General features: G+C 64.0%; 18 protein-coding genes. 8 read left to right on the forward strand and 10 right to left on the reverse strand.

Annotated features, from left to right (window positions below; genetic code table 11):
* Nucleotides 1-22: 22 nt before the first annotated feature.
* From PY254_RS12880 to PY254_RS12890, 3 genes are read right to left on the reverse strand one after another with little or no spacing between them, the layout of a single operon-like run.
* On the reverse strand, nt 23-1,447 hold the full coding sequence (locus tag PY254_RS12880) for an aldehyde dehydrogenase family protein (protein WP_281012444.1): 1,425 nt from the start codon (nt 1,445-1,447) through the stop codon (nt 23-25).
* The gene (locus PY254_RS12885) at nt 1,444-2,484 is read right to left on the reverse strand and encodes a nitrilase-related carbon-nitrogen hydrolase (protein WP_281012445.1); all 1,041 of its coding nucleotides are present in this window, start codon (nt 2,482-2,484) and stop codon (nt 1,444-1,446) included. Before PY254_RS12885 ends, PY254_RS12880 begins: the two co-directional genes overlap by 4 nt.
* Nucleotides 2,485-2,525: 41 nt before the next feature.
* Nucleotides 2,526-3,320, reverse strand: coding sequence for an enoyl-CoA hydratase/isomerase family protein (locus PY254_RS12890; RefSeq protein ID WP_281012446.1), 795 nt, complete (start codon nt 3,318-3,320; stop codon nt 2,526-2,528).
* A 66-nt stretch (nt 3,321-3,386) separates the two neighbouring features.
* On the opposite strand from PY254_RS12890, the gene PY254_RS12895 reads away from it, so the two are divergent.
* The 6 genes from PY254_RS12895 (at nt 3,387) to PY254_RS12920 (ending at nt 8,786) form a co-directional block, all read left to right on the forward strand.
* Nucleotides 3,387-4,178 (forward strand): GntR family transcriptional regulator, encoded by a 792-nt coding sequence (locus tag PY254_RS12895; protein WP_281012447.1) that lies wholly within the window; start codon nt 3,387-3,389, stop codon nt 4,176-4,178.
* A gap of 4 nt (nt 4,179-4,182) precedes the next feature.
* Nucleotides 4,183-5,454, forward strand: a complete 1,272-nt coding sequence (locus PY254_RS12900) for a 3-isopropylmalate dehydratase large subunit (protein ID WP_281012448.1) — start codon at nt 4,183-4,185, stop codon at nt 5,452-5,454.
* Nucleotides 5,451-5,945, forward strand: coding sequence for a LeuD/DmdB family oxidoreductase small subunit (locus tag PY254_RS12905; protein ID WP_281012449.1), 495 nt, complete (start codon nt 5,451-5,453; stop codon nt 5,943-5,945). Before PY254_RS12900 ends, PY254_RS12905 begins: the two co-directional genes overlap by 4 nt.
* A 71-nt stretch (nt 5,946-6,016) precedes the next feature.
* The gene (locus PY254_RS12910) at nt 6,017-6,859 is read left to right on the forward strand and encodes a cupin domain-containing protein (protein ID WP_281012450.1); all 843 of its coding nucleotides are present in this window, start codon (nt 6,017-6,019) and stop codon (nt 6,857-6,859) included.
* Entirely contained in the window at nt 6,856-7,752 is an 897-nt protein-coding gene (locus PY254_RS12915) for a VOC family protein (protein ID WP_281012451.1), read from the forward strand. Before PY254_RS12910 ends, PY254_RS12915 begins: the two co-directional genes overlap by 4 nt.
* Before the next feature lie 308 nt (nt 7,753-8,060).
* Complete coding sequence (locus PY254_RS12920) at nt 8,061-8,786, forward strand: hypothetical protein (RefSeq protein ID WP_281012452.1); 726 nt, start codon at nt 8,061-8,063, stop codon at nt 8,784-8,786.
* Nucleotides 8,787-8,795: 9 nt separating this feature from the next.
* On the opposite strand, the gene PY254_RS12925 is transcribed toward PY254_RS12920, so the two are convergent.
* Genes PY254_RS12925 through PY254_RS12955 form a run of 7 tightly spaced genes read right to left on the reverse strand, consistent with a single transcriptional unit; the run spans nt 8,796 to nt 17,748 of the window.
* On the reverse strand, nt 8,796-10,124 hold the full coding sequence (locus PY254_RS12925; RefSeq protein WP_281012453.1) for an MFS transporter: 1,329 nt from the start codon (nt 10,122-10,124) through the stop codon (nt 8,796-8,798).
* On the reverse strand, nt 10,121-10,960 hold the full coding sequence (locus PY254_RS12930; protein WP_281012454.1) for a hypothetical protein: 840 nt from the start codon (nt 10,958-10,960) through the stop codon (nt 10,121-10,123). Before PY254_RS12930 ends, PY254_RS12925 begins: the two co-directional genes overlap by 4 nt.
* A gap of 36 nt (nt 10,961-10,996) precedes the next feature.
* On the reverse strand, nt 10,997-12,229 hold the full coding sequence (locus PY254_RS12935) for a CaiB/BaiF CoA transferase family protein (RefSeq protein ID WP_281012455.1): 1,233 nt from the start codon (nt 12,227-12,229) through the stop codon (nt 10,997-10,999).
* Nucleotides 12,226-13,623 carry an amidase gene (locus tag PY254_RS12940; RefSeq protein WP_281012456.1) on the reverse strand — a complete coding sequence of 466 codons (1,398 nt, stop codon included), beginning with the start codon at nt 13,621-13,623 and terminating at the stop codon, nt 12,226-12,228. Before PY254_RS12940 ends, PY254_RS12935 begins: the two co-directional genes overlap by 4 nt.
* The gene (locus PY254_RS12945) at nt 13,620-15,017 is read right to left on the reverse strand and encodes a phenylacetate--CoA ligase family protein (protein WP_281012457.1); all 1,398 of its coding nucleotides are present in this window, start codon (nt 15,015-15,017) and stop codon (nt 13,620-13,622) included. The genes PY254_RS12940 and PY254_RS12945 overlap by 4 nt, the downstream gene beginning before the upstream one ends.
* Nucleotides 15,014-16,390 carry an MmgE/PrpD family protein gene (locus PY254_RS12950; protein WP_281012458.1) on the reverse strand — a complete coding sequence of 459 codons (1,377 nt, stop codon included), beginning with the start codon at nt 16,388-16,390 and terminating at the stop codon, nt 15,014-15,016. The genes PY254_RS12945 and PY254_RS12950 overlap by 4 nt, the downstream gene beginning before the upstream one ends.
* The gene (locus PY254_RS12955) at nt 16,381-17,748 is read right to left on the reverse strand and encodes an MmgE/PrpD family protein (protein WP_281012459.1); all 1,368 of its coding nucleotides are present in this window, start codon (nt 17,746-17,748) and stop codon (nt 16,381-16,383) included. Before PY254_RS12955 ends, PY254_RS12950 begins: the two co-directional genes overlap by 10 nt.
* Before the next feature lie 177 nt (nt 17,749-17,925).
* Between PY254_RS12955 and PY254_RS12960 the strand changes: the two genes are divergently transcribed.
* Nucleotides 17,926-19,170 (forward strand): acetyl-CoA hydrolase/transferase family protein, encoded by a 1,245-nt coding sequence (locus tag PY254_RS12960; protein ID WP_281012460.1) that lies wholly within the window; start codon nt 17,926-17,928, stop codon nt 19,168-19,170.
* Between the two features lie 40 nt (nt 19,171-19,210).
* The gene (locus PY254_RS12965; protein ID WP_281012461.1) at nt 19,211-19,951 is read left to right on the forward strand and encodes a GntR family transcriptional regulator; all 741 of its coding nucleotides are present in this window, start codon (nt 19,211-19,213) and stop codon (nt 19,949-19,951) included.
* Nucleotides 19,952-19,961: the final 10 nt, after the last annotated feature.

The following is a 19,961-nucleotide window of genomic DNA, read 5'->3' on the forward strand; positions in this document are numbered from 1 at the left end:
GAACATCGCCCTCAACCGCCGCTCATGGCTGCGCTTTGAACCACCACGGGTCTTCAACACCCGGATTGATCAACAGCGCCTGCGCGCGCAGGAAGCGACGAATCGACGGCGCACCCATGCGTGAACCACCCATGCCGGATTGCTTGAAGCTCTGCTTTTCCTCGCTGTGGATCAGCCCGGTCAGGCTGGCATCGTTGATGCTGACGCCGCCTGCCTGCAGTCGTCGCGCCACCCGCTCGGCACGCGCCTGATCCTTGCTGAACACGGCAGCGGACAAACCATAGACCGAGTCGTTGGCGCGCGCGATGGCCTCTTCTTCATCGGCAACCACCATCACCGGCAGGATCGCGGCGAAGGTCTCTTCCCTGACCACCTTCATGCTTTCGTCCACGTCGACCAGCACTGTGGGCGGGCACCATTGTCCGCCCAGATCCTTCAACTCACCGCCCGTCAGTGCCCGCGCGCCGTGTGCCTTCGCGTCGGCAAGATGTTCGCGCACGATGTCCACCTGTGCGGCAGAAATGATCGGGCCGATTTCGCCATCGCGCGGTTGTGGATGAGCCAGCCGCAAACGGCTGGCTTCCTCGACCAAGGCAGCGATGAACACCTCGGCAATGCTCGCATCGACATAAACCCGTTCGAGCGACATGCAACTCTGCCCGCCGTTGACGAAGCCGCTCCACGCAATCGCACGCGCTGCGCGTTGCGGATCGGCGTCGGCCAGTACCAGGGCCGGGTCCTTGCCACCCAGCTCCAGCGATGCTGGAATGAAGCGCGCGGCGCAGGCTTCCCCGACACGACGCCCGGTGCGCACGCTGCCGGTGAAACAAATCATATCGACGGCCGCGATCAAGGCGCTGCCGACGACACCATCACCAATCACCACACCGATCAGCTGATCCAGTGCAGGTACCTCGGCCAGCGCCAGCCGCAAGACTTCGACGAAACGCGAGGTGACCTCACTGGGCTTGACCAGCACCGCACAGCCGGCAGCGAGCGCCGGGATCGCGTCAATCAGGCTCAGCAGCAGCGGGAAATTCCAGGGGCTGATCACACCCACCAGCGCATACGGCACCAGGTTCACCCGGGTCTTGATGAAAGGGATGTTGCCTGGCGCTTCCGCCGGTACTTCAAGACAGGCCGGCGCGCCGGCGGCCCAGCGACGCAAGGTGGCCAGCGTGCTGTCGAACTCGAGTACCGATTCGTGCCAGCGTCCGGTGTCACGCAGCAAGGCGTCGGTCATGGACTCGCGCCGGCGCTCCAGCGCATCGGCCAACGCCAGCAGCGCATCGCAGCGGAATTGTACCGGTTGCGCTGCCCACGCTGGTTGCGCGGCGCGCAGCTTCGCCACCAAGGCATCCAGCTCCGCCTGGCTGGTGACTGCCAGTTCACTATCGATCTGACCGGTGCGCGGATTGCGCATCTTCAACATGCGGATTTCAGTCATGAGCCGAGGACTCCGGAGGTTTTGAGGGCGGCGATGGTAGCCCGCTGACGTTGTGCAAATTGGGCGCGCTCGGGTATCTGCAATTGTCCGTCCGCGATCAGCGCGTTCGGCTGCAGCGGCGCCGGTGCCAGTCCGGCAGCGATCGCCGCCTGTGGCAAGCGCGAAAGTATGTGACCCATGCCGGGTCGCTCACGCCGCCGGCGCAAGGCATCGATATCGATTTCCGCATGCGCCACCATCGACTCGCCGGTGCCTGCGGTAATCAGCACCCGACCCTGGTCATCGACGATCTTCGACATGCCGTCGGTGCTCTGGCCGGGAAAATCCAGATCAACAATGCCGGCGGTATTCGCCGACACCACGTAAGCCATGTTCTCGAAGGCACGCGCACGCTTGGCGACATCCTTCGGCGTGAGATCCGGGCTGCCCACCTCGCTGGTGGAATGCAGGAACACCTCGGCACCGCGCAGCGCCAGTGCGCGCGCAATCTCCGGGTAGAGAATCTCTTCCGACGCGACGCAGGCCAACCGGCCCAGCGGAGTGCGCGCGACGGGAAACACCCCGTCGATACCATAGATGTCGAGGTAGCGATCCCATACGTCGTACGGCGACGGCGCGAACAGCGAGACCATCCGCCGGTAACGCAGCACGAGGTTGCCGGCATCGTCGAACACCACGCTGGCCTGGAAGTACAGCGAGGGAAAGTTCGGGTCGGTCTCGTAAGCGTTACTGACCAGATAGACCTTGTTGTCCTGCGCAATCCGCGCCAGCGCGTCGTACTCGGGGCCGTCCATCGCAAACGCCGCCTTCTGCGCCCAGCCGGGGATGGTGTCACCCATCGGGAAACTGGTGGCGAAATATTCCGGCAGCACCACCAGCCGCAGGTCCTGGCCGATGAAGCCCTTGCTGGCGCGAATCTGCCGACCGACGCGGTCGATATTGCTGGTGATCTTGGCGCGAGCCGTGGCGTCATCCGGACAGTCGTTGACCGCGTGACAGGTGGTTTGCAGTGCCAGTGCGCGGTAGGCGTCAGTCATGGAGTTGTCCTGTGGTCGTGCATCAAACGTGGTTGGCCACGTCACTGAAATTGCGGCGGGCGCTTGGCCAGAAACGCACTCGCGCCCTCGGCGAAGTCGGCACTGCTGAAAGCATCATTGAACGCGGCGGTGGCCGCGGCATGATCGACGTGATCATCGCCGCCGAGATAGGCCAGTACCTGCTTGATGCCGGCACGCGCGCTGGCCGAGGTCTGCTGCAGCTCAGCGACCATCGTCGCCACCACCGCAGCCAGTTCGTCATCGGCCACCAGCCGGTTCAACAGGCCCCAATGCAGCGCGGTCGGTGCGTCGAGCAAGCGTCCGGTCAACAACATCTCGCGGGCGCGCGCCAGACCAACTGTGTTGGCCAGCCGGCGGCTGTCTTCGGGGCTGTAGACCAGGCCGAGCTTGGCCGGACTCAATGCAAAGCGGCTGCGTGCCGTACCGATACGGAAATCACAGGCCAGTGCCAGTCCCAGACCACCACCGACACAGGCACCATCGATGGCCGCGATGGTGGTCAGCGGCGAGCGCTGCAAGGCCAGCTGGGTGCGCTGCACTTGCGCGTTGCTGGCAGCGAACGCATCGGGCTCGCCGAGCAGCCTGCCCAGCTCGTCGATGTCAGCACCGGCACTGAAGGCACCGGGGACGCCTTCAAGCACCAGCAGCGTTGCCGTGCTGGCATGGATCTGGTCAAGGCAACTTTCGAGCGCTGCCCAGTGCACGGTGGCCAGCGCGTTGCGCTTGGCTGCGCGGGCAATAGCCAGACGGGCCACGCCACCATCAAGCTGCCAGCCAATCACTTCGCCGCTGGATGATGCATTGTCTGACGACATTGTCACGCTTCCATCTTGCAAATATGGTATATCGTTATAGCATTAAGGCACGGAGGATGGAACCAGATGCGTAAAACGGCAATCGATCAATTGCGGTCTCCGGGCCAGAAGAAGCTGTTGCACGCTGACCTGCCCGCCCCGCTGTACTACCAGATGTTCACGATTCTGCGTGACCACGTGCTCAGCGGTGAAATCACGGTAGGCACGCAGCTACCGACCGAGTTCGAACTGGCCGAGTCGTTCGGGGTTTCACGAATCACCGCCAAGCGCGCGATGGATGACCTCGCTGCCGCCGGGCTGGTTGAACGGCGCCGCGGGCGCGGCACCCACGTGATCCACCACGCCACGCCCAAGCCGTTGCGCGGCCCGCTTACCGGACTGCTCGAAAACCTCGAAATCCTGGCCGAGGCCACCGACGTCAACCTGCTGCAGTTCAGTCGCGAAGCGCCACCGGCACCGGTGCGCGCGCTGTTCAAGCTGGACGCCGAAGAAACGATGGTGCACGCGGTCCGCATTCGCAGCCGCGCCCGTACACCGTTCGGCTACTACACCAGCTGGACGCGCACCGATCACCGTGAATTCAACGAGGCCAACCTTGCCACCACCTCTCGACTGGTCTTGTTCAAGCGCTGCAAGATCGACGTCGCTCGCGTCGATCAGACCCTGTCTGCCGTTTCGGCCGACGCCCAGAGCGCCCTGCATCTGAAGGTAAAACCCGGGACGGCCTTGCTGACCCTGGAACGCCATTCGTTCAATGCAGCCGGCGACCTGGTCGACCTGCTGAATATCCAATATCGCCCCGACCAGTTCCGTTACCAGATGAGCCTGGACGTCGAGAACTGGAAATCGAAGGAGTAACACCTTGGCTTCGACACTTGCCGAAAAGATCATTGCGCATGCGTCGGGCCGCGAGCGGGTGCGACCGGGCGAAATTGTCACTGCCGCCATCGACCTGTTGATGATGCACGACTCCGGCGGCCCGCGACGGGTCGCCTCGCGGCTGGACACGCTGGGTGCCAAAGTGTGGGACCCGAGCCGCGTGGTCGTGGTGAGCGACCACTTTGTTCCCGCCGTGGATATCGAAGGCGCCGAAATTCTCGCGCTGACCCGGCGCTGGGCGCGGGCCAACGGCGTGCGTCACTACGATGCCGTGGGGATTTGCCATGTGGTGCTGCAGGAACACGGACACATCCAGCCCGGCATGTTCTGCGTGGGCGGCGACTCGCACTCCCCCAGCGGCGGTGCGTTTGGCGCCTTCATGATGGGCGTGGGTTCCACCGACATCACCGGTGCACTGGTCACCGGTGACATCTGGTTGACCGTACCGCAGACCGTTCGAGTGAACTGGAGCGGTGAATTGTCCGCTGGCGTCAGCGCGAAAGACATCATGCTGTTCCTGTGCGCCAAGCTCGGCATGGGCAATGAAAACCAGGCCTTCGAATACGATGGCTCGGCCGTGCGCAAGATGTCGATGTCCGAGCGCATGACCTTGTGCAACATGTCGGCAGAACTGGGCGCGGCCACCGGCATCGTCACCGCCGACGCAGCCACCCTGCGCGCACTGGAACTGGCCGGACGTCCATTCGCCGGTGACATCGCGCAGTGGCAGAGCGACCCCGATGCCACCTGCCTCGCCGTGCATCACTTCGACGCCAACACGCTGGAGCCGCAAATCGCCGCGCCGCACAGCCCGGCCAACAGCCGTGCGGCATCAAGCTACGAACGCATTGCGATCGATCAGGCGTATATCGGCGCCTGCACCGGCGCCAAGCTTGACGACCTGCACATGGCCGCCGAGGTACTCAAAGGCCGCAAGGTAGCGCGCAACACGCGCTTGCTGATTGCCCCGGCGTCCACCGAAATGACCGCCCAAGCCGCTGCCGATGGCACGCTGCAAATCCTCACCGAGGCGGGCGCCATCCTGCTGCCTACCGGTTGTGGTGCCTGCCCCGGCATGGGTGCGGGCATCGTGGCTGCCGGTGAAGTCTGCCTGGCCACCACGGCGCGCAACTTCAAGGGACGCATGGGCTCCCCGGATTCGCTGGTCTATCTCGGCTCACCGTACAGCGTCGCTGCCGGCGCCGTGAAAGGCGAGATCTGCGACCCGCGCGAACTGTTGATGGAGACCGTATGAACGTTCGTGGCCGCGCCTTCGTCTTTGGCGACAAGATCGACACCGACCTGCTCGCCCCGGGCCCGTACATGCGCAGCCCGATCAAGGTGCTGGCCAGCCATTGCCTGGAAGCGATCGACCCGAACTTCGCCAGCGAAGTACAGCCCGGCGACATCATCATCGCCGGCGACTCGTTCGGCATCGGCTCGTCACGCGAACAGGCGGTGCAGGCACTGGCGCAACTTGGCGTTGGTGCGCTGCTGGCGAAGTCGTTTGCGCGCATCTTCTATCGCAACGCGCTCAACCTCGGCATGCCGGCGCTGGTCTGCCCCGAACTTGAAGCCAGTCGCGGCGACGATGTGGAAGTGCGGGCCGCCGAAGGCATCGTGATCAACCACACCAGCGGCCATCAGTTCCGCTGCGAAAAGATGCCGGCCGAACTGCTGGAGATCGTCGCCATGGGCGGGCTGATGCCGTGGCTGGAACGCAAGCTGGCACGCGAGCGCGCCTAGCGTGGTGACGCCAGGGAGATCGAGCTGAAGTCGCCCGGCCCCGAATCACGCGATTTAACGAGGATTGCTCCATGGCCCGACCGCATATTGAATTCCTGCAAAACCAGTCGCTGCCGTGGGAAGCCGAACCGCTGCTGCCCGGCGCCTGGACGCGCACCCTGAGCCGCGATGACGAGACGGGCGCCTGCACACTCCTGTCGCGCATGGACCCCGGCCTGCACTTTGAAAAAGGCAGTCGCATCGCCGCCGACGAAGAGTTCTACGTGCTTTCCGGTTGCTACTACCTCAACGGTTTCGAGTACGCAGCAGGATGCTACGGCTACTACCCCGCCGGCCATCCGCGTGCGCAGGCCTACTCCTCCGAGGGCGCCGTGATCCTGCGTTTCTTCGATGCCGAGCCTCGGCTGATGGCGGCCGACGAACCCGCACCGGCAGACCACGCCCCCGCCATTCCCTTCATCGATGCGATGCGCATGCTGTGGGATCGCAGCGTGTTCGACTACCGCCTCAACCACCTTGCTGCCGGCCGGAAAATTCTGCGCATCGATCCGGTCACCCAGCAGAAGACCTTTCTGTTCATGACTGCGCCACAAACCCACCCGACCAACTGGCGTGGCCCGAAGGAACATCACCCCACGCCCGAGGAAGCCTTCCTGATTGCCGGCGACCTCACCGGCGAATACGGCACGATGCGCCCAGGCTCGTACTTCTGGCGTCCGCCCGGCATTCCGCATGGGCCTTACGGCTCGCGCGGTGGTTCGCTGTGCCTGATCCGCTTCGTCGGCGGTGCGCACGTCAATCACTGGAGTGAATCCCAGCATACGTTCGACTACCAGCAAGCCTACGAACCGCAACTGCCGCCCGAACTGGCCGCACTGGCACTGCCACCGGCACCACTGGAAAATCCATTTTGACAGAGCCCACGACACGCCAAGGCATCCTGCACGCCACTGTGATCGCGCCCGATCTGCAGGCCGCCTGCCACGCCTATCTGACACAGCTAGGTTTGGACGTCTGCCAGCGTGGTGAGCTGGATGCCGACACTGCACAGCTACTCGGACTGGATGATTTGCGCGGACACGCCGTAGCATGGCTGGCCAACGAAGCCGGCGAACCGATCCTGCGCCTGATCGAAGATTCGCAAGCGTTGCTGCACGAGCCGATGTTCCATCACGGCTGGCTGGCGCTGGAAGTTCTGGTCGGCGATGTCGACACCCTCGCTGCCGGTTTGCGTGCGCCGTTCCGGGTGCTCGGCCCACCCGCTGATCTGCAGCTGAGCCAGGCGATCCGCGCCAGCCAGGTACTCGGCCCATGCGGCGAGTTGCTCTACCTCACCCAGATCAAGGCGGCGGTACCGCCGTTCGATTTGCCGATGAACGACGCGCGAGTATCGCGTCCCTTCATCGGTGTCATGTCCAGTCCCGACCGCGCGGCATCGCAAGCGGCCTGGTCAGCGCTGGCCCGTCACGCGGGCTGGGCGTTCGATACCAAGATCACCGTGCTCAACCGTGCGCTGGGCAAGCCGCTAGAAGGACAATATCCGGTGGCGGTGGTGCCGCTGGCGGGTCAGTGCATGGTGGAAATTGATCAGGTGGAGTCGTCGGCGGCAACCATCAACGAACGTCGCGCCGGATTGCACAGCATTGCGTGGCGACTGCCCGATGCTATTGAGGTGAGTCCGGAACACTGGGGAGTGGTGGGCACGTTCGACGACAGCAGCACCGGTGAACGTCGACTTGGGTTGCGTGGACCGGCTGAGGAACATATCGAGTTGCTCTGCAGGATGGACTCAGCCACGATTCGCTGAGCACAGGGCTAACATCGCGCGCCGCCTGCCAGCGTGACCTGTCAGGCGCGGATTCGCGAGTTCGTCAGGACGGCCACGCGGACATCAAAATTTTTTATTTCGACCGCTCGTGCCACCACCTGTGGACGCGGCAAGATCAGGCCGCCAAATCAAGCCACGGCAATGAGGGCACCCCATTGCCTTGCCGAGGCATACAGCTCGAGCCGACAACGAAATGCCGTGACTAGAGTGCTGGATTAGACTGCATTTTGAAATCCACTTAGGGTGAGCCCTCTCAACATGCACTGCGCGCTCTGCCTAGAAAAAAGGTGTTACAGGAATCGCACATCATTCCTGAGTTTCTCTATGGAGTGATGTACGACGAAAAGCATCGCTACAACGTGCTCAGTATTGCTCCAGACAGGCAAGAGCGGATCGAGCAGAAGGGAGCACGAGAGCCACTACTTTGCCGCGAATGTGAGCAGAAGTTCGCAAAGTTCGAGCGCTATGCGAGTTTAGTGATCAAGGGCGGCGCTCCCGGTATGAATGGACAAAGGAATGACAGCATCGTCTCCGTGACCGGCATCGACTACAGGCAATTCAAGTTATTCCTACTGTCGCTGCTTTGGCGCGCTGGAGTAGCCAAAGCTCGGTACTTTGAGCGTGTAAGGCTAGGCCCGCATGAAGAGCGACTGCGCGCCATGCTCCGCGATGACGATCCAGGGCCCTACCACCTCTATCCATGTATTTTCTGGGGCTTAAATCTAAAGCCAGACGAAATCCCGGAGCTAATGGTCCAGCCATGTAGGGACAAGGTATGGGGCCAGTCCACCTATCATTTCGTCGTACCTGGCTTAAAGCTTGTCTACTTCGTTTCTAATCAGCGTCTTCCCCGAAAGCGGAGTCAATTCGTGCTGCAGCACGATGGGTCTCTCGTGTTCCAAGTGAGGTCCGTTCTTGAGCTCCAAAGCGTGTCCGGCTTCATGAAACAGTTCGAGAGCAAAGACCTTCGTGTACAAGACGGGCGCCGCATCCAGCCCGAATCGCAAGACTGACCCACCCCACTACAACGAAATATCCCGCTCCCGCGTCTCCGGCATCAGCCACAACGCCAGCGCCGCGCATAGCGACGCCATCACGATCGGGTAGTACAAACCCGCATAGACGCTGCCGAAGTGCGCGCCCAGCGCCACCGTGGCGAACGGCATGAAGCCGCCGAACCAGCCGTTGCCGATGTGATACGGCAGGCCAATCGCGCTGTAGCGAATCCGCGTGGGAAATAGCTCGACCATATAGGCAGACGCCGGTCCGCACACCAGTGCGACGGGCACGGCCAACATCCACAGCACCATCAGCGCGGCCGTGAAATGGAGTTCCGGTTGAACGGCGGCGGCGAGCAGATGGAAGCCGGGCAACAGGCTGACCGCCGAAAGCACGAAGCCGGCGATGATCACCGGGCGGCGACCGTAGCGATCGGACAACCAGCCGGCCAGCGGAAACAACGGACCGGACAGCAGCAAGGCGCAGGCCATCAGCGTCGCGGCGCGCCCCACATCCAGACCGAGCGGCGATTGCAGAAACACGAGCGGAAAGTATTGCCCCGCATTCCACACGACGCCTTGCGCGGCGGTCATCGTGACGAAGGCCAGCAACATCGACTTCAGGTGCGTGCGCGAGGTGAACGCTTCTTTCAGCGGTGCAGTGGCCAGTTCGCCGCGTTGCTGCAGCTTGGCGAACAGCGGTGATTCGCCCAGGTGCAGACGCATGTACACCGAGAAAACCAGCAGCAGCACCGAGGCCAGAAACGGCAGCCGCCAGCCCCACGACTCGAACGCCGACTCACCGATCAGCGCACGCGTGCCCATGATGGACAGCAAGGCCAGCAGCAGGCCGATCGTGCCGGTGCCCATCACCAAGCTGGTGGTGAGACCCCGGTGCTTCGGATTGGAATGTTCCGCCACATAGGTCGACGCGCCGCCAAACTCGCCACCCACGGCCAGGCCCTGCAGCAGCCGCAGGATCACCAGCAGGATCGGCGAGAGCATGCCCACGGCATCGTAAGTGGGCAGAAAGCCGATGGATACGGTGGAGCCGCCCATCAACACGAGGGTCACCAGGAAGGTCTTGCGCCGACCGATGCGATCACCCATTCGGCCGAACACCAATGCTCCCACCGGTCGCACCACCCACCCCGCGCCGAACACGGCCAATGCTGCGAGCAAGCCGGTGGTGGCGTTGCCCGTGGGAAAAAACAGCCGTCCGAATACCGCAACGAGGCTGCCGTAGAGGAAGAAGTCGAACCACTCGAACACCGTGCCGGCGACGGCCGCGATGATCGCCCGGACCGAGGCCCGCGGCGTTGTCGTGGTTACGGCGACGCCTTCGCTGATCAAGGCGACTTCGCGCCCGCAGCAGGTTCAACCTGCGAGGTGGTTGGCGCATCGATCACGAACACGCTATCGGCAATCGGCTGGTTGACGTCGTACTGCTCCCAGGTGATGTCGTTGGTCAACGCACCGCGATAGAACAGCCGCACGTGCGTGGCCTGCTGGAAGTGCGGATGCTCGTGGTACTTGAAGTCCGAATAGATGCGTTCATGCCAGCCGCGTGGCGTGTCGAAGCCGACCTTGCGGATCGCGTAGTTCTTGCTGTCGATCCAGAACAAGGTGGTGCTGCCGGCCGGATCGCGCACCGACACATTGAACGATGGATGGCCTTCAACCTGATCATCGGCCAGCCGGGTGATGCTGAAGCCCTTGTCCAGCGCGAAGCGGATGATGCCGAAGCCGAAGGCCTCGGACCATTCCACGCTGGCCTTGGCACCGGGCACCAGTCCGTTCTGGTTGTAGGTGTTGTTGCCGTCGTAGGCAATCTGGAACAAGGTCTTGCCGCCGCTGGATGCGTCGATGCGCACCTTGCCGCTGGGGTTGTGCGCGGTGGTGTTCCACTGGGGGAATACGCGCCACATCTCGTAGTGGTCGGCAACCGTGCGGGTTGCCAGCACGCCGTTCTCGTAGACGATCGCGCGGCCACGCAGATGCAGGGTCACCGGTCGCTGCCAGACCGCACCGCCAGCGACTTCATGGGCACGACTGACAATGGCACTTCCACTCAGCGCGGCGTCAGCAGGCGCGGCCGCACTCACCGGGGTTAGCGTGGCCAGCCCCGCGCACAACGACAGGAACAGACTGAACAGCAAGGCGTACTTGCGCTGCGCGACAGATGGCATGACAACTCCCGGGTCGGTGAATCAGTGGAACCAGGCCTAGCCAGACAGAGCGATGACACCGGCGGCATCAAGCTCGGCCAGTGCGGCCGCATCAAGGCCCAGCATTTCCTGCAATACGTCTTGCGTGTGCGCGCCCAGCTCGGGTGCGGCGTGGCGGTACTGCACCGGCGTTGCGGAGAAGCGCACCGGGTTGGCCACGCCCGGCACGCTGCCGGCTACCGGATGCGGCAGCTCGATCTGCATGCCGCGCGCCTTGATCTGCGGATCATCGAACACCTGATCAATCGTATTGACCGGCGCACACGGCACCGTGGCCTGTTCCAGCGCGGCCAACCAGTCAGCACTGGGGCGGGTCACCAGACGTTGTTCCAGATACGCCACCAATTCGTCACGATGCGCCACACGTGCGGCATTGGTCGCATAACGCGGATCAGTCGCCAACGCCGGCTCACCCAACACGCTGCAGAAGCGCGCGAACTGACCGTCGTTGCCTACCGCCAGCATGAAATAGCCGTCCGCACTGGGCACCACCTGATACGGCACGATGTTCGGATGCGCCGTGCCCTGCCGCTTCGGCACCACGCCACCGACCAGATAGTTCATCGCCTGATTCGCCAGCCATGCCACCTGGGTGTCGAACAAGGCCAGGTCGATGTGCTGACCTTCGCCGTGTTTTTCGGCATGCCGCAACGCCGCCAGAATCGCTGACACCGCATACATGCCGGTCATCAGGTCGGCCACCGCCACGCCAACTTTCTGCGGTACGCCGCCGGGCTTGCCGTCAGGCTCGCCGGTAATGCTCATCAAGCCGCCCATCGCCTGGATCGCCGCGTCGTAACCGGCACGCTGTGCGTAGGGACCGGTCTGGCCGAAGCCGGTGATCGAGCAATACACCAGCTTCGGGTTCAGCGCTTTCAGGCTGGCGTAATCCAGCCCGTATTTCGCCAAGCCACCGACTTTGTAGTTCTCCACCAGCACATCGCATTGCGTGCAGAGTTTGCGGATCAGATCCTGGCCGCGCTCGCTGGTGAAGTCGATCGCCACCGAGCGTTTGCCGCGATTGGCACCCAGGTAATACGCCGACTCTTCGGTGAGTTGGCCATCGGTGCCGGCCAGCCACGGTGGTCCCCACTGACGGGTGTCGTCGCCACCTTGCGGGCGCTCGACCTTGATCACTTCGGCGCCGAAATCCGCCAGCACCTGGGTCGCCCATGGGCCTGCCAGGATGCGTGACAGGTCGAGAACCTTCACTCCGTCCAACGGTGTCATGACATGCCCCATGAGTGACTGGCGGCCGGCAGGCGCGGCTGCCAGCGCGTCGCATGCTGGAACGCCTCGGCCAGCGCGATCAGCCGCAATTCGTCGCCCACCCGGCCAACCAGTTGCAGACCCAGCGGCAGCTCGCCCTCGCCTACCGCCATCGGCACCGACAGCGCCGGATTGCCGGAAAAATTGGCGTAGCCGGTAAGGTCGGCCTGATTGGCCGGTACCGCATCGGCGAACGCAAATGCGCGCTGCGGCGTGGTCGGCGTCACCAGAACATCGCATGCGGCAAGCCACTGTTGCAGTTGCACCTGGGCCCGATCGAGCAGGCGTGACGCATCCACCAGATCCGCCGCAGAGCGACCTTCCGCGTAGCTCATCAGCTTGGCCAGCATCGGCGAAAAACGATCGCGCTGATGCTGCCAGTCGTGCCGGTGTTCGACCAGCAATTCGGCCTCACACACCAGCAAGCCGGCACGACGCGCGTGGCCGGGCGGAAATGCAGGTGCAGGCAGATCCACACGTCGATGGCCGAGACCAAACAGCACGTCGAGCGATCGCACAAACTCGGCGGCAACGTCATCGTTGCAGTGAACCGCATCGCCGAAATCCACAATGCCCAGACGCAACGGGCCAGTCGATGTCGGCAGCATGGTTATGCTGCGCGATTGCGCACTAGCCGGATCAAAACCCGCCAGTACCGGCAACAACCGACGCAGGTCACGGGCGGAGCGCGTCAGCGGTCCCACATGGTCGAGTCGGTGGCTCAAGGCCACGCTGCCATGCGTGCTGATCGCACCCCAGCTCGGCTTCAGTCCCACCACACCGCAGTAGCTGGCGGGAATGCGTACCGAACCCATGCTGTCCGTGCCCAGCGCCGCACTGCACAGGCCAGCGGCAACCGCCGCGCCACTGCCGCCACTGGAACCGCCCGGCGTGAAACCGGGCCGATGCGGATTGTGGCAGGCACCGAAGTGGGGATTGTTGTTGTCGGCGCCCAGCGCCGCTTCGTGCATGTTGAGCTTGCCGATGATGACCGCGCCGGCCTCGCGCAAACGTGCAACCGCGGTGCTGTCGCGCACAGCCACTGCCGCGTCGCGCCGCGTCGCCATGCCGGCCGTGCTGACCATGCCGGCCACGTCGAGATTGTCCTTGATCGCGATGGTCACGCCTTCCAGCGCCCGCGCCTGACCGGCCTTGCGCCGTGCATCGGAGTCGGCGGCCGCGGCACGCGCAGCGGACTCATCGATAGCCACATACGCATTCAAGATCGGCTGGCTCGCCGTGATGGCGGCCAGCTGCTGCTCCAGCAACTCCACGCAGCCGAGCCCACCCATGTCCAGCCGCGCCAGTTGCGCGGTCAGGTCCTCGCCCAGCAGCAGTGGATCGACGCGATTCATTTGAAGCGCTTGTCGATCAGGCGCACCGGTTTCTGGCGCACTTCCAGACCGGTCAACGGCGCCAGCGAACCGAGCTCGGCCAGCACGATCGTCATCTCCACGCCAAGGCGCTGACGCAGCAGCGCCGAAAATTCAGCCGACAGCGTGGCGTCGGTGACACTGCCGTTCACCTCGATATGCACGGCAAGGTCATCACGTCCCTTTTCGTCACGGGTGGCCACGCAGATGAACTCGCCAGCAAAACCACCATGTTCTTCCAGAATCGGCGCCATCGCCTGCGGGAAGATATTGATGCCGCGGATCTTGACCATGTTGTCGCTGCGGCCAAGGAAACCCTCGATGCGACGCAAGTTCAGACCCAGCTTCGACGGCGTGGTCAGCACGCGGGTGACGTCGTGCGTGTTGAAACGGATGATCGGATAGATGTCGTCCTTGTACAGACAGGTGACCACCATGTCGCCGACGTCACCGTCAGCCACCACCTTGCCGTCGTCGACGCCAAGAATCTCCAGGTACTGTGCGTCTTCCATCACATACATGCCATCCTGGTCGGGGCCCTGCCCGGCGATCGCGCCGGTGTCGCCGACGCCGTACCAGTCATACAACTGCGCCCCACCCCAGGCCGCCGACAACGACTCCCGCGACTCACGACCGAGATGGCCGCAAATCATCCGCACCTTGATGTCGCGGCCGGGCTCAAGGCCTTCCGCACGGGCGACGTCGGCCAGCTTCTTGATGTAGTCGGCAAAGCCGACGATGACGGTGGCGCCCATGTCGCGCATCAGCGAGACCTGCTGCACCGAACGCATTTCGATGCCGGTGCCGGCCGAGCAGAACAGCGCCTGGGTGAAATGATTCACCGCCTCGCGTACGTAGTGGCCGCCGTTGATCATGCCGTGGCCGTAGACCGAATGAACCACGTCACCCGCCGCCATGCCCTGCCAGCGATACAAACGCGCCAGCAGCAGGTTCTGGATCTCACGACTCTTCGGGCTGAACACCAGCGGCTGCGGCCGTCCGGTGGTACCGCTGGTGGTGTGGAACACCATCGAGGTATCGCCGGCCTTGGTGCCATCGTGCCAGCCGTGGAAATCACCCAGCGGAGGGCATAGTTCCACCGACGCCATGATTTCGTGCTTGCCGAATACCGGCAGCTTGGTGATGTCGGCCAATCCCTTGATGTCGCCCGCCTCGATGCCCGCGGCGCCCCACAGGCGCTGGTAGAACGGAATCTGCCATGCACGCGCCACGCAACGCCGGAACATCACATCCTGCTGCGCGAACAACTCGTCACGGCTGAGCGTGCGGAAGCGCTCGGCAAACTCCTGTTCCAGCGGAAAGTGCTTGAACAGCTCGTTGACGTCGAAGGTTTCGAAATAGGTTGGCGAGGTCATGGCATCTCAACAATCAGGTGATCGACCAGCTGACGCACGTCTTCGAGCGTCTCCAGTTGGTCTAGAAGGGACAACAGTTTGGTCCGTCGGTCGTCATCGAAAGGCCGGGCCGCGTGGTCCAGGCAGTGATGGAATTTTTCGAGCTGGGCTGCGCGCGTCAGCGGTCGCTGCGGCGAACCAAGTGCCGCTTCGCGATGGTTGTGCAACGTGACGCCGCTGCGGGTGGTGACAATCAGGCTTTGTGGCACCAGCGCGTTGGGATCGTCGCAATCGTTCGGGACCACCTGCATCCGGCTGGCAAACGCGGCGCGACGCGGATCGGTCAGTTTGTCGGGCGCATAGGTATCCAGCCCGACCCGGCCATCGATCAACAGGCTCGCGGTCAGATACGGCAGGCACAGGCGCGCATAACTGGAAGCCAGTCCATCGACATAGGGCCGCGACACCAGTCGCCGCACCAGTGGCGGTGCCTGCAATTCGATGCTGACCACGTCATCCAGCTGCAATCCTTCGCGCTCACGCAGTTCGCCGAGCATGTCGAGGCAACCATGCGCCGCGCCGCCGGTGGGGAACACCTTGTGACTGACCTGTTCCACCTGCGCGTCACCAGCGGCCAGGGCGGCCAGTGCCGGCGCGGTGTCGTAGCCGCCTTCGATCAGCGGCAGATAGCCGAACGGTCCTTCCAGCATGTCCCGTGGCGCGGGGAAGCCTTGCTCGGCGAACGCCCATGCGCTGAGCGCGGCGCGTGCATTGAAGCCGATCTGCAGGGCGAGCGTGGGCGAGCCTTCGACATGTGCTTGCATGGTGCCGGACAAGTGGCTGTAAGTCAGTCCGAGTGCGCGTTGCAGCAGCTCCGTATCGGCCCCGTACAACTGGGCGATGCCAGCCGTCGCGCCGAGCGCCCCGCACATTGCCGGCCGGAAGAAACGCATCGGCGAACGCGCGCTGATGCCCAGCAAGGTCGCCACGTCGATGGCGACGGATACCGCACTGATCAGGCGTTTGCCATCGATGCCACCGCGCTGCTCGGCTGCCGCCACCAGGGTCGACAGGATTACCGCCATCGGATGCACGACGGCGGGCATGTGCACGCAATCGAATTCCTGATTGTGGATCTGAAAACCATTGACCAGCGCCGCACTGGCAGCCGGCAACGCTTCACCGGTGACCCAGACGCGGGCGTCGTTGCCGCTGCCCAGCGATGCGGTGGCGCGGCGTACATCAGCGGTGAGTGGCACCTGCGGACCGGAACCGGAAATACCGACGGCCACCGAATCCATGATGAAGGTCTTTGTCGCGGCGATCGCCGCCGGCGACAAGTCGGCGTAACGCCGCGTGGTGGCATGGGCGAGCAGCGCTTCGGTCAACCGCATCGACGTATCTCCGCCAGAGCTGCACGCAGGGGTGCCAGCGAACCACCAGAGGGCAAGGCGCGCACGGCATCAAACAAGGTCGCCGCCAGTGTACGCGGCACGCCACCCCACTCGGCCAGGGCGAACGCCTTGTCGGTGATCGCCGCATCATCCATCGGGCATTCCGGATCGCCCCAGGCATCGACGCGCTGCGCCATCAGCACTTCGCCCGTCTTCAACTGCACGCGGACATTCGCGCCGTAGTGCGCGGGGAAGCGCGCACTGCACGGCGCATCTTCATTGACGAAGACCCGCTCACGCAGCGCCGCCAGGGCAGGATCATCCACGCTGGCCTGGGCGTAATGGGCAAGTTGCGGGCGACCAAAGATGATCACCGCCGCCAGCGCGTGCTGCAGGCTGAACTTCGCCTCCGCTTCGCTGACGGGCGTTGGCTTGTCGCAGAAGCGCAAGGCGTCGGCATAGGTTGCCACGTCGATGCGACTGATCGCATCCGCGTCCAATCCAGCCAGCTGCGGTGCCAGATCCAGCAAGGCATCGATGGCCGGGTGCGCATGCCGACACGCCGGCCACGGTTTCAGGCTGGTGCTGTGGATCAACCAGTCGGACTCCGCGGCAACCACCTGCTCCGGCTGCGCGTCCGGCGCGGTGGCGGCGAACAGGCCCTGCGGGCCTTCAAGAATGTAGCGCGGCCCCGGCACGCCCGCCGCGGCGAGTTGTGCCGCCAGCCAGCCGCTGCGCGCGGCTTCGGCGTTGTGGATCGACTTGGTCGGCACCGCTTCGTGGCGCATCTGCCACAAGCCACCCGTGCGACTGCCCGCCGTGCCGAGTGCGTCGGCCGTGGTCTCGGCGTCCAGCCCGAACACGGACACCGCCGCTGCCGCTGCGCCAAACGCGCCGGCAGTCGACGTGGGGTGCCAGTAGCGATAGTGACCGACGCCCAACGCGCGACCGATGCGGATTGTGGTTTCGTAACCGCGCACCACGGCGTCAAGTAGTTGGGTCGCGCCTGCCCCACTGGCTTCGCACGCCGCCAGCGCCAGCGGAATCACCACCGGGCCGGGATGCAGGATCGCGCCGCGATGCACATCATCCATTTCCAGCACGTTGCCGAGTGCCGCGTTGAGTAACAGCGCCGATGCCGCGTCATGCCGCCCGGCTGCGAGCGCCGTGGCCTCGCCCATGGGCATGGTCTCGACCAGCGCCGTCAATTGCGCTGCCAGCGGATAGCGCAGCGCGCCCAGTGCACAGCCCAGCCAATCGACCACCAGCGCCGCCGCCCGTTCGCGCGCCGCGGCATCGACGGGTCGCTGCAATTGCACGGCCAGACGTTCGGTAAGGCTGGAGCCCTGTTCGGTCATGTCGTACCAACCATCCTTCCACATTGCTTGAGATTGCCCGTGCGGTGCGCGGCGAAGCTTCCACCGGCTATGCAAGGGTACCTGACTTTGTCCGGACATTACCATATGATGAGGGCGCGGAAGCCGGATTCCCGCAACGAAGCATCGGCCGCACCGATCACAGAAGATCAACCCTTCATGCCCAGACAGCTCGACGCCAGCAGTATCTTCGACTACCTGCGCCCCGGCATGGAAATCTATACGCCCGGATGCGCCGGCCATTCGCTGCTGTTCGAATCGTGGTTGAGCCAGGCGCCCGAGCGTTGCGCGCAACTGCGCTTCACCGGCGTGCACATTCCCACGGTGAACTGCTTTGATTTCGCCGGCCTCGACTCGCAGACACGTCAGCGCACTATCTTCCTCAGTAGCGATTTGCGCGCCTCGTGGCTGGCAGGCAAGGTCGATTACCTGCCGATGACTTACAGCGGCACCTGGCAGTGGCTGGTCGAGCAGGTCCGTTTTGATGTGGCGCTGGTGCAGGTGGCTCCACCGGACGCCAACGGCGAATGCTCGCTGGGCGTGGCCTGCGACTTCACCCCGGCGGTGTGGCCGCAGGCGACCCGGGTGCTGGCGCACGTCAATCCGCGCATGCCGCGCACGCACGGTCCGTCGATTCCATGGTCACGCATTGATGCGGCTGTTGAACACGACAGCCCGCTGCTGCGGGTGCCTGATCCCGAGCCGGACGCGTCCATGGATGCCGTCGCTGCGAACGTTGCCGGGCTGGTCGACAATGGCGCGACCTTGCAGCTTGGTCTCGGTCGATTGCAGTCAGCCGTACTACGCGTACTGCATGACCGTCGCAACCTGCGTATCCACAGCGGCATGGTGTCGGATGGCTTGCTTGGTCTGATCGATGCGAACGCCCTGGCTGAAGATGTCGACGCTGTCGTGGCTGGCGTCGCCATCGGCACCGAAGCGTTATACGCCGCGGTCGCCGAGCGCGTGCGTTTCCGCGATGTCAGCCATACCCACGATCATGGCGTACTGCGCGCGATCCCCAAAATGACCGCAATCAACAGTGCGCTGTCGGTCGATCTGCTCGGTCAGATCAACGGCGAATACCTTGGCGGCCGCCAGCTCAGTGGCGTCGGCGGCCTGCCCGATTTCCTGCGCGGTGCGCGCCAGGCGCCCGGTGGCCGCGGAATCATTGCGCTGCCGGCTGCCACACCGAAGGGTGAAAGCCGCATCGTGCCGATGCTACCCGCCGGCCCGGTCAGCCTGCCGCGCATCGACGCCGACTGCATTGTCAGCGACCATGGCGTCGCCGACCTGCGTCACCTGGATGTACATGAGCGCGCCCGCGCTATCATTGCCATCGCCGACCCGGCGCATCGCGAATCCCTTGAACGCGGCTGGCACGAACTCACGCGACAGCTGTGAGCACTTAGCCACGCGTGACCGCCCCTTGAAGGATGATTGAATGACCGCAAAGCCACGCAGCAAACCCCGTTACGCCGAACTTGGCGATTTGCTGCGGTCGGGCATCGAACGTGGCGACTACCCGGTAGGCAGCCTGCTGCCCACCGAACTGGAGTTGTGCGAGCGTCACGAGGTCAGCCGACACACCGCCCGAGCGGCGCTGGCGCAGCTGATGAGCGCCGGGCTGGTCTCCCGTCGCCCGGGTGCTGGCACGCGGGTGATCGCCCAGCGCGAGGCCATGCGCTACGAACACGGCATCGACACCGTCGACATGCTGATGCAGTACGGCAATTCGACGCGACTGAAAGTGATGTCCTGCACCCGCAAAGTGGCTGACGAGGCCATGGCAACCCGGCTGGAAATGACCAAGGGCAAGGATTACCTGCACCTGGTCGGCTTGCGTCTGGAAGAGCCCACGCTCGATCCGATCGCCGTCACCGAAATGTTCGTGCCGGTGCGCACCGGCGTACCGGCCGAGAAAATGCTTGATTCCCATACCGCCAGTCGCGCCGTTGCACGCTTCCTGGACGCATCCCGGCTGTCGCGGGTGGAACAGGTTTTCGACGCCGCCTCGTTCACCCCTGATGAGGCCAAGCTGCTGGGCATCAAGCGCAACGAACCGGCCCTGCGCGTGCAACGTCGTTACCGAGGCACCGAGGACCGTCTGATGATGCTCGCCGTCAGCCTGCATCCGCCCGGTCGCTTTGCCTACAGCATGGTGTTGTCGCGCACTACGCGATGAGCATACGACG

The organism is Rhodanobacter sp. AS-Z3 (assembly GCF_029224025.1).
In the GTDB taxonomy this organism is placed as follows: domain Bacteria; phylum Pseudomonadota; class Gammaproteobacteria; order Xanthomonadales; family Rhodanobacteraceae; genus Rhodanobacter.